At 38.7% G+C, this 9284-nt stretch carries 9 protein-coding genes and 1 pseudogene; 4 read left to right on the top strand and 6 right to left on the bottom strand.

Annotation, left to right across the window (positions count from 1 at the left end; genetic code table 11):
• Positions 1–48: 48 nt before the first annotated feature.
• From ACR2F7_RS18095 to ACR2F7_RS18110, 4 genes are read right to left on the bottom strand one after another with little or no spacing between them, the layout of a single operon-like run.
• Positions 49–1032 carry a YihY/virulence factor BrkB family protein gene (locus ACR2F7_RS18095; protein ID WP_432714936.1) on the bottom strand — a complete coding sequence of 328 codons (984 nt, stop codon included), beginning with the start codon at positions 1030–1032 and terminating at the stop codon, positions 49–51.
• Between the two features lie 8 nt (positions 1033–1040).
• Entirely contained in the window at positions 1041–1448 is a 408-nt protein-coding gene (locus tag ACR2F7_RS18100; RefSeq protein WP_432714937.1) for an acyl-CoA thioesterase, read from the bottom strand.
• 3 nt (positions 1449–1451) lie between these two features.
• Entirely contained in the window at positions 1452–2504 is a 1053-nt protein-coding gene (mltG, locus tag ACR2F7_RS18105; RefSeq protein ID WP_432714938.1) for an endolytic transglycosylase MltG, read from the bottom strand.
• Positions 2497–3288, bottom strand: a complete 792-nt coding sequence (locus ACR2F7_RS18110) for a PASTA domain-containing protein (RefSeq protein WP_432714939.1) — start codon at positions 3286–3288, stop codon at positions 2497–2499. Before ACR2F7_RS18110 ends, mltG begins: the two co-directional genes overlap by 8 nt.
• Before the next feature lie 150 nt (positions 3289–3438).
• On the opposite strand from ACR2F7_RS18110, the gene ACR2F7_RS18115 reads away from it, so the two are divergent.
• Entirely contained in the window at positions 3439–4425 is a 987-nt protein-coding gene (locus ACR2F7_RS18115) for a D-alanine--D-alanine ligase (RefSeq protein ID WP_432714940.1), read from the top strand.
• Here ACR2F7_RS18115 and ACR2F7_RS18120 read toward each other — a convergent pair.
• Positions 4422–5825, bottom strand: coding sequence for an MATE family efflux transporter (locus tag ACR2F7_RS18120; protein WP_432714941.1), 1404 nt, complete (start codon positions 5823–5825; stop codon positions 4422–4424). The two genes, ACR2F7_RS18115 and ACR2F7_RS18120, sit on opposite strands and share 4 nt — an antisense overlap.
• Positions 5826–5853: 28 nt before the next feature.
• Entirely contained in the window at positions 5854–6273 is a 420-nt protein-coding gene (locus tag ACR2F7_RS18125; RefSeq protein WP_432714942.1) for an acyl-CoA thioesterase, read from the bottom strand.
• 120 nt (positions 6274–6393) lie between these two features.
• Here ACR2F7_RS18125 and rpsO point away from each other — a divergent pair, with 120 nt between their 5' ends.
• From rpsO to ACR2F7_RS18140, 3 genes and pseudogenes are all read left to right on the top strand, one after another.
• A complete protein-coding gene (gene rpsO, locus ACR2F7_RS18130; protein ID WP_432714943.1) occupies positions 6394–6672 on the top strand; it encodes a 30S ribosomal protein S15 in 279 nt (92 codons plus the stop codon).
• A gap of 115 nt (positions 6673–6787) precedes the next feature.
• Entirely contained in the window at positions 6788–8923 is a 2136-nt protein-coding gene (pnp, locus tag ACR2F7_RS18135; protein ID WP_432714944.1) for a polyribonucleotide nucleotidyltransferase, read from the top strand.
• A 152-nt stretch (positions 8924–9075) separates the two neighbouring features.
• Positions 9076–9284, top strand: a pseudogene (locus tag ACR2F7_RS18140) (ribulose-phosphate 3-epimerase); the annotation flags it as partial.

A 9284-nucleotide genomic window follows, 5' to 3' on the forward strand; every position in this document is an offset into this window, starting at 1 on the left:
TTTTTAGCTAAAAAGGGCTAAGGCGTTAGCACAGAGGCAGAAAACTTTCTAATGTTTAAGTTTTTCCTCTGGCAAGCTGGGCTTTTTGAAAACATTGAAGTTCGGTCGAATGATTTTTACGCTTCTTTTGGTGAGGTCTACACTCGCATTTAACTCAAAACCGATCAATAAAATGAGAGAATTAAGGTAAAGCCAGATCATAATGACGATTAGTGTGCCGATAGAGCCATATAATTTATTGTAAGAGCCGAAATTATTGATGTAAAAAGAAAATCCCCAGATACTGAGAAAAGCAAGGATGGTGGCTAACCAGGAACCGGCACTAAATAAACGCCACTTCTTGGAATGTGATGGACCATAACGATAAAGCACGGAGATGGTCATAAAATAGAGAATGCCTAACAAAGCCCAGCGGGTAAGTTGAATAATGTAGTACACAAAGTTTCCTTTAATGCCTAAGCCTGAATTAATGTATTTTAAGGCAAATTCTCCTACGGTCATGGCACCAATGCATACGATAATAGAAAAGAGCACCACAAGCGTTAAGATCAAGGCAATTACTCTTCTTTTTACCCATGAACGGGTTTCCATGATTAAGGAAGATTTGTTGAAAGCCATCATTAAGTTGTCAATGCCATTGGTGGCGAACACCAGTGCGAAGAGGATACCAAAAGATAATAACTTCCCGTTTTGGATCTTCACAATTTCTGTAATGGTGCTTTCAAAAGCATCGAAAGCTTTATGAGGTAAAATCAGCGCTATAATCTGCATCAGTTGATCCTGGAAGCCATTCGGTAAAAAAGGAATCAGCGAAAATAAAACGATGATGGCCGGGAAGATAGCTAGCATGAAGTTATAGGCCAGCGAAGATGCTTTATTTAACAGAGAATCTTTTTGGATTTCTTTTAAGAAAAAGGCAACTACCGTATATAAGGGTAATGGACTGAAGCCGGGTAGAATATAAACTTTTGTCCAGTCTATGAACAAAGAATATAACCTCAGCTTTAATAATTGCTCATGTATCCAATCCATAACCTAATTTAGTTAAAATATTGGGCTATTCGCGACATAAAATTTTCAGGTGGGTGACAAGGCTTTTTCTTCTCCATGTCAAAGAAAACCAATATGGTGTGGCCGATGTTGATGAGTTCTTCTGCTTCGTTAAACAGCTCATAGTCAAAATGAATCCTAACGCCTGGAAGTTGCTTTACGGTGGTTTTGATGGTTAAAATCTGATCATAAAGCGCAGGCTTGATGAACTTTGATTTCAATTCCAGCAAAGGCATCATCACACCTGTATTTTCCATATCCTGGTAACTCATGCCAAGGCTTCTTAACATCTCTACTCGGCCTACCTCATAATATTGGGCATAATTGCCATTATATACGTAACCCATCTGGTCCGTCTCACTATATCTTACTCTGATTGTTGTTTCGTGTATATACATTGATTATCTAAAAATTTTGCGCGAGTTTAAGGCATCCCTATATTTCTTTGCATTGGCTTCATGCTCTTGTTTCGTTTCAGCGAAATTATGATAGCCAGAAAAATCTTCCTTGGCACACATGTAGATGTAATTGTTGTCGTTTTTATTCAAAACTGCATCTATGGCCTTAATGCTGGGCATCATGATCGGTCCAGGAGGCAAACCTGCATATTTATAGGTATTGTACTTAGATTCTTTTTTCAGCAAATCATAAGTTACTCTTTTCACCGTAAAATCTCCGTTAGCAAAAATAACTGTTGGATCTGCTTGTAATAAAATTCCTTTTTTTAGGCGGTTAAGGTAAAGTCCGGCAATAATAGGCATCTCATTATTATAAATTGCTTCGGCATCTACTATAGAGGCTAAAATACTTACTTCAATAGGGCTGAGGTTTAATGCTTCGGCTTTCTTTTTACGATCTGCATTCCAGAACTTGTCGTATTCGATTTTCATTTTATAGAAAAACTCTGTAGTGCTGGTATTCCAATACATTTCATAGGTATTTGGAATAAACATGGTATAGATGTTCTCCTTGGTAAAGCCTTGCTTCTCTAAAAAGTCTGCAGAGTCTAGTAAATGGATGAAAGCTAGCGAATCTGGCTCCAGACTTTTGGAAAGATAGCCTGAAAACTCTTCTTTGCGCCTGATGTTTTGGAACTTCAGGTTTACGGGCTCCTGGTTTCCTGCTTTAATCATATTGATCAAACGACGGTTAGTCATCCCTACGGATAATTTGTAACGGCCGGGTTTAATGCTTTGCCCTAAATCCATCTTTACTGCAGCTTCACTAAAACTGCCAATATCTCTTAAGATCTTCTTCGTTTTAACTTCCTCAAATACATCTTCTAAATGTGCGCCAGTTTTGACATACATGTATTTCTCTGAATCTGTTACGTTAGGTGCGAAATATGTTTTATAGAATTTAAAACCAATAAATATACCTACTAATAATAAGAGGAGTACACCTATGATGGCTATTTTTGTTGATTTTTTTAGACTTTTTCTTTCGTTAATCATTTGGTATAACAGGCTGATATGGTTGATTAGATAATATAACGTCCACAAGTGTCCCCTTTTTTACTTGCGTTAGTGTATCTGATTGCATAGGGGTTTGCATGATAATAACGGCATTGGCACTATCAGTAATTTCTCCCAGATAGGTAATTTGTCCAAGGTTAAGATTAGATCCTTTTAAAGAAAAACGTGCTTCATCTCTTGTTAACCCAATTAGGTTGGGGATGTCAACTTCTTCATTTCCGAAACCATCGCCTAAAACAAGGTCAATCCTAGATCCTTTTGGTAAAATATCTCCTGCCTTAATCGCGTTTCCGCCAAAGGAAGCTTCTAATACTACATCTCTGCTCACATCTGCTTTGTAACTTGTATCACCAACTTTCAGACCAAAACCCTCTAAAAGGGATTGAACTTCCCGAAGAGACTTGAATTCTATATCTGGAAACTTCACATTTGGTGCCTGAGATGTATTGATGGTCAGGTAAATGGTTCTATTGTCTTTAACGAAGGTTTGTGCATTGGGGTCCTGGTCAATCACCATACCCGGTGGCTGATCCATCATATAAACAGAATCTACTTCATAACGCAAACCCAGAGCCTCTAATTTTTCTACTGCCTGTGTAAACTGAAGTCCTTTTAATGCGGGTACATTTAAACCCTGACCATGTTTGGTATAGTAGCGTAGGCTGAAAAAAGCAATGAATAGTATAGCGATGACCGTAAAGATTGCGGCAAAGAGATTATTTCTAAAAGATTTAGTCTTTAGATAAGATAGGAACTTGCTCATGGGCTCAAAAATAGACTAAAAAAATATTTTATCGGAATTTAAATAACATCTGTCTTACTAATTTATATTTTTGGCTTTAAGAAAATCTTACAATAACAATGATTAAGGAGGTGTGAAGCTTCATCATCATTAAAAATAAACTCATAAGGAATGAAGAAAACTATAGCCTTACTTACTGGAGGAACGACAGGTGAAAAAGTGATATCCGTTAAAAGTGCAGCTACCATCGCGCAAAATCTTGATACTGATAAGTTTGATGTTTACAAAATTATGCTGACCCACCAGGGTTGGTTTTATGAACCTGCAGATTCCATGAAAGTGGAGGTAGACAGAAATGATTTTTCATTACAGCTGAAAGGCAAAAAAATCATGTTTGATGGTGTTTTTATCGCTATCCACGGTTCGCCCGGTGAGGATGGTAAGTTGCAGGGCTATTTTGATATGCTGCAGTTGCCTTATACTACCTGTGATGCCATGACGTCTGCCATTACCATGAACAAGGGCTATACCAAGGCTATTGTGCAGGATATTGAGCTTTTAAATGTTGCCAAATCTGTTCAGATTTTTAAAGAAGGCAATTATAACCAGGAGCAGATTAAAAAAGATTTGAAGATTCCTTATTTCATTAAACCTAATAATGGCGGAAGCAGCATTGGAATGAGCAAGGTTACGCATCCTTCAGATTTACAGAAAGCATTGGACAAAGCTTTTAAAGAGGATGACCAGATTTTAATTGAAGAGTTCATCAGCGGACGTGAATTTACTGTTGGCGTGGTAAAGCTGGATGGTAAAATTACTGTACTGCCAATTACGGAAGTGGAAACCGCTAAAGATTTCTTTGATTTTGAAGCTAAATACACACCAGGCGTTGCTAAAGAAACTACACCTGCTCCGCTGAATGCTGAAGTCAATGCTCGCGTTGCTAAAATTGCCACTGCAGTTTATCAAAAGCTAAATTGCCGCGGGGTAGTGCGCATCGATTTTATCCTGCAAAGTGGTACTGATGATTTTTATTTTATTGAAATCAACACCATCCCCGGTCAAACGGCAACTAGTTTTATCCCTCAGCAGGTTGCTGCAATGGGCATGAAATTAAATGATTTTTATACCAAGTTAATCAGAGAGACCATCGGTTAAACTTTAATGGTTTTCCATCTTCCTTTGACAAATAGAAAATAAGCAACTATAGCGATACCTGTTTCTGATACAGGTATTGCTATAAATACGCCTGTTGGTCCAAATTCAAAATAATCGGCTAATAAATAGGCAAAGGGAATCTGAAAAACCCAGAAGCCGAAAAAGTTAACCCATGTTGGGGTTTGCGTATCGCCGGCCCCATTAAACGTGCTCACCAGCACCATCTCTATTCCATAAAAAATATACCCCAGGCTCAAAATATATAAGGCTTTTAAGGCTATTTCCTGCACCAGGATGTCGTTGGTGAAAAATGCAATGAAGTATTTGCCGCCAATAAAGGTAAGCAGCATTACGGAAGCCATATAGATGACGTTATATTTAACAGTTTTTAGAACGGATAAGCGGGCACGGTCTACTTGTACAGCACCTAAATTTTGACCAACCAACGTTGCTGCAGCATTACTCATACCCCAGGCGGGCAGCATAAAAAACATCATGAGCCTTAGGGCAGTCTGGTAACCTGCAGAACCGCTATCGCCTCCAGTGGTGGCGACCAGTTGTGCCAGAAAAATCCAACTGCAGGAAGCAATGATGAATTGAAACATACCGGGTGTAGCAATTTTTAACAAGGCTTTGATTTGTTCAAGCTGAGGTCTGAAATAGTTCAATTTTATTTTAACAATTCCAGCTCCACTATATAGATGATAGACTTGGTAAATAACGCCTATGCTTCTGCCAATAGTGGTGGCCATGGCAGCGCCTGTTAAGCCAAAAGCTGGTATGGGGCCTAAACCATTGATTAAAATAGGGCAGAGGATGATGTTGGCAATGTTGGCAAGCCACAAACTTTTCATGGCAATGGCTGCATTGCCCGCACCACGGAAAATTCCGTTGATTAAAAAAAGCAGCATAATGACCATACTAGAAGCCATCGTAATTTTAGTAAAGGGAGTGCCCTGATCGGCAGTTTCTTCTGAGGCTCCCATTAGTAACAGGATATCCCTGGCAAATATAAAACCGGCAATACTGATGATGATGTTGATGACTACGGCGATGAGAATGGCCTGGGCACCAGCCTTTGCTGCCGCTTTCGGATCTTTTTCGCCAATTCTTCTGGCTACCACAGCTGTGGTAGCCATGCTCATGCCTATGGCCAGTGAATAAATGATGGTCAGCACTGATTCTGTTAAGCCAACGGTCTGAATGGCGTGACTGCTGTTGGGTAAATGCCCCACAAAATAAAGGTCTACCAGGGCAAACACAGATTCAAGGGCCATCTCCAACATCATGGGGATAGCCAACAACATCACCGCTTTGCTGATGCTGCCTTGGGTAAAGTCCTGTTCTTCGCCTTTCACGGCTTCTTTGATGAAAGAAATCATTTTGAAGACCTTTGTCATACAAGCTTTAATTTAGGAAAGCAATCTGTTAAATGCTATATTTTTCAATCATTGCAGGGGTAACTTTGGTGCCTTTGCCATTGCTGATATCGATCATTACATAATCAAACCACCCATCGGCGGCTATTTTACCACTGCGTTTAATCTCAATTTCAAACTGTACACGACATCCTTTTTCATTGATCGTTAAAATACCGGTGCGTACAAATGCGATATCGCCAAGAATCATCGGTCGCTTAAAATCAACGTAAGCCGTCCTTACGACCCATCCAAAGCCACTTTTTAGAAACTCTTCCATTGGCATTTTATAGAACTGCTCCATTTGATCGTATCTTGCAGATAATACATAATCGAAATATTTGCTGTTATGAACGTGGTTAAACATATCTATATCATCCGGCCTTACCTTTAATTCACTCTCAAATATGCTATATTGGTTCTTTTCCATAAATGCTTTTTTACAAAAGTAACAGAAAATTGATAGTAAAGATTATTGGTAATGTTTAAAAACTTACAGTATCTTTGCCCCTAATTAATTAATCCATACACACTTTAGTATCATTCAAGAATGTATTTAAGTAAAGAAAAGAAAGCCGAAATCTTTCAACAACACGGCGAAGTAGAAACCAACACTGGTTCTGCAGAAGGTCAAGTAGCGTTATTTACATACCGTATTGCGCACTTAACAGGTCACTTAAAGAAAAATCGTAAAGATTTCTCTACGCAATTGGCACTTCAAAAACTAGTAGGTAAACGCCGCGGTATTTTGGCTTACTTATTTAAAAAAGATATTAGTCGCTACCGTGCTATCATCAAAGCTTTACAGTTAAGAGATATCATTAAATAATTGCACTTTTGTCATAGAAAGCCATTCTTAAGGGAATGGCTTTTTTACTTTGAAGTATATTAACCACATAAATCCGGTGTGTAGAAAGAGGAAAACACACCATAACAAGTTTTAAATGAATGTAATAAAAAAATCGTTCGACCTGGGTGATGGAAGAATAATTGAAATCGAGACAGGTAAATTGGCTAAACAAGCTGATGGTGCTGTTGTAGTTAAAATGGGTGACACGATGTTGTTAGCTACGGTAGTTTCTACGGTAGGTGCAAAATCAGGTGTTGACTTTTTACCTTTATCTGTAGATTACCAGGAGAAATATGCTGCTGCAGGCCGTATTCCCGGAGGTTTCTTACGTCGTGAGGCAAGATTATCAGACTATGAAGTTTTAATTTCTCGTTTGGTTGACCGTGCATTACGTCCAATGTTCCCTGAAGATTATCATTCTGATACGCAGGTAATGATCTCTCTCATTTCATCTGATAAAAATATAACTCCAGACTGTTTAGCAGGTTTAGCGGCTTCAGCTGCTATCGCGGTTTCTGATATTCCTTTTAACGGACCAATATCTGAAGTACGTGTTGCTAGAATTGATGGTAAATTTGTAATTAACCCTTACTTAAGCGATCTTGAACGTGCTACAATTGATTTATTAGTTGCAGGTACTGAAAAAGATATCGTAATGGTAGAAGGTGAAGCTGATGAAATCTCTGAAGCTGAAATGGTAGAAGCGATTGAATTTGCGCACAAAGCTATCGTGATCCAGGTTAATGTTCAAAAAGAATTAGCTGAATTGGTTGGTAAAACCGTTAAGCGTACTTATTCTCATGAAGACAGCAACCCTGAATTAAAAGAGCAGGTTTATGCTGCTACTTATGATAAAGTTTATGCTATTGCTAAAAGCAATACCGCTAAGCACGAGCGTGGCAATCAGTTCGGTCAGATATTAATGGATTTCATCGCTTCTTTAGGTGAAAACGTTGATGACGTGACTGGCTTCTTGTCTAAAAAATATTTCCACGATGTACAATACGATGCCATCAGAAACCTTGTTCTTGACGAAGGAATTCGTTTAGATGGTCGTGATGTTCGTACGGTTCGCCCTATCTGGAGTGAAGTTGGATACCTGCCTTCTGCGCATGGTTCAGCAGTTTTCACTCGTGGTGAAACGCAATCATTAACTACCGTTACTTTAGGTTCTAAAGATGATGAGCAAATGATTGATGGTGCTTTTGTGAATGGATACAACAAGTTCTTATTACACTACAATTTCCCTGGTTTCTCTACTGGTGAGGTTCGCCCGAACAGAGGTGCTGGTCGTCGTGAAATTGGTCATGGTAATTTGGCTATGCGTTCCCTAAAAAGAGTGTTACCTGGATTAGAAGAAAATCCTTATACCATCCGTATCGTTTCTGATATCCTGGAATCTAATGGTTCTTCATCAATGGCTACAGTTTGTGCTGGTACTTTAGCATTAATGGATGCTGGTATTAAAATCAAATCTCCTGTTTCAGGTATTGCAATGGGTTTAATTACTGATGAGAAAACTGGTAAATATGCTATCCTTTCTGATATCTTAGGTGATGAAGATCACTTGGGAGATATGGACTTTAAAGTTACTGGTACTGAAAAAGGTATTGTTGCCTGCCAAATGGACTTAAAAATCAATGGTCTGAAATGGGAAGTTTTAACTGCTGCTTTATTACAAGCTAAAGATGCGCGTCTGCACATCTTAAACGAAATGAAGAAAACGTTAGAAGCTCCACGTGAAGATTACAAAGAGCATGCTCCACGTATTGTTTCTCTATCTATTGATAAAGAATTTATCGGTGCTGTAATTGGACCCGGCGGTAAAATTATTCAGGAAATGCAACGTGAAACTGGCGCTTCCATCTCTATCGAAGAGGTTGGTAACAAAGGTATCGTTGAAATCTTTGCTGATAATAAAGCTGCAATTGATGCTGCTGTTGCACGTATCAACGCCATCGCTGCTAAACCAGAAATTGGTGCAACTTATGAAGGTAAAGTTAAATCTATCATGCCATTTGGTGCTTTTGTAGAGATTATGCCAGGTAAAGATGGTTTATTACACATCTCTGAAGTAGACTGGACGCGTTTAGAAACAATGGACGGTGTATTCAAAGAAGGTGAAAAAGTAACTGTTAAATTATTGGATGTAGATAAACAAGGTAAAATGAAGCTTTCAAGAAAAGCTTTAATGCCTCGTCCGTCGAAACCTGAAGGTGCTGCTTCGTAAACTGCTGCATTTTATAAATAACGAAAAGCCCCGCAATAGCGGGGTTTTTTGGTTTAGAACTTTTCTTATCTTTACTTGATGAAAAGCAAGGAGGCCTAAATGCTCAATAAGCTCAGCCTCCTGATTACTCCTATTAAATTAACAAGACACGAATGAAACATATAATTGCCCCCTCTATTTTAGCTGCTGATTTTGGAAACCTGCAGCGTGATGTAGAAATGATTAATGCTAGTGAAGCCGACTGGTTTCATGTGGATGTAATGGATGGTGTTTTTGTGCCTAATATTTCTTTTGGCTTCCCTGTGATGGATGCTGTAAAAGAGCATGCTGCCAAACCTTTGGATGTCCATTTAATGATCGT

Source organism: Pedobacter sp., from assembly GCF_045628745.1.
Taxonomy (GTDB): domain Bacteria; phylum Bacteroidota; class Bacteroidia; order Sphingobacteriales; family Sphingobacteriaceae; genus Pedobacter.